Origin of the sequence: Streptomyces sp. NRRL WC-3618 (assembly GCF_001280005.1) — a bacterium.
Lineage (GTDB): Bacteria > Actinomycetota > Actinomycetes > Streptomycetales > Streptomycetaceae > Streptomyces.
The window spans coordinates 1-1,056 of the sequence record NZ_LGDW01000250.1 but is presented as its reverse complement, the minus strand read 5'-3'; the positions used below and the strand labels follow the sequence as shown (position 1 = coordinate 1,056).

At 65.9% G+C, this 1,056-nt stretch carries 1 protein-coding gene and 2 rRNA genes; all 3 read right to left on the bottom strand.

The features are described 5' to 3' along the window. Positions 1-551, bottom strand: a 551-nt coding sequence (locus ADL01_RS21940; protein WP_420719735.1) for a hypothetical protein, incomplete at its 3' end; no start/stop codon positions are given. A 204-nt stretch (positions 552-755) separates the two neighbouring features. After that, positions 756-872, bottom strand: a 5S ribosomal RNA gene (gene rrf / locus ADL01_RS21935). Positions 873-979: 107 nt separating this feature from the next. Then, positions 980-1,056: ribosomal RNA gene (locus ADL01_RS21930) — 23S ribosomal RNA — on the bottom strand; the annotation flags it as partial.

Here is a 1,056-nt window from a genome sequence, read left to right as displayed (position 1 = left end):
ACGGTCGTCATCACGACGGAAACCGCCACCGGCCGGACGGCCACCACGATCACCACGGTTGTCCCGGCTGTCGTCGCGACGGAAACCACCGCGGTCCCCCCCACGATCACCACCGCGGTCATCCCGACGATCGTCCCGCCGGACAAAGCCGCCACGATCCCCGCGCTCGTCATCGCGGCGCACAAAGCCGCCACGGTCTCCTCGATCGTCACGCCGGGGTCCCGCCGGACGGTCCGAGCGGTCCGGACGGTCGTCACGCCGGAAAGCGGGACGCGCCCCACGATCGCCGTCGCGACGGTCATCGCGGCGCACAAAGCCGCCGCGCTCACCCCGATTGTCGTCTCGGCCCCGGCTGTCGTCCCGGCGGAAACCGCCGCCGCCAGTGGGCCGATCGCCGCGATCGTCACGACGGGGCGCTGCCGACCGGTCGTCACGGCGGCCGTATCCACCCGTCGTCGGTCGAGCACCACGGTCGGAGCCACCACGGTTGTCACGACGGTCACCGTCGCGGGGCGGACCGCTTCGGAATCCGCCGCGGTCGCCGCGGTCACCACTGTCCCGGCGGCGCTGGTCGCGCTCCGGGCGCTCATCGGGAGAGTTGGTGGACATGATGGGTGACTCCTGTCTTCGGTACCGCAAGTCATTCTCGCGCAGCCGACTAGCCGGCGCGCTCCGGGCACTGTGCCTATTTCAGAAAAAACAAAAGGACCCCTGGTCCCAGCGTGAACGCTGGGACCAGGGGTCCTCCAAAGATTGTTCGGCGGCGTCCTACTCTCCCACAGGGTCCCCCCTGCAGTACCATCGGCGCTGAAAGGCTTAGCTTCCGGGTTCGGAATGTAACCGGGCGTTTCCCTCACGCTATGACCACCGAAACCCTATTGGTTTCGAGCGAACAAGCACACTTTTCAGTTAGATGTTCCAGCTCAAAAGCCGACAACTGTTCGTTGTCTCAGAACTAACACAGTGGACGCGAGCAACTGAGGACAAGCCCTCGGCCTATTAGTACCAGTCACCTCCACCCGTTACCGGGCTTCCAGATCTGGCCTATCAACCCAG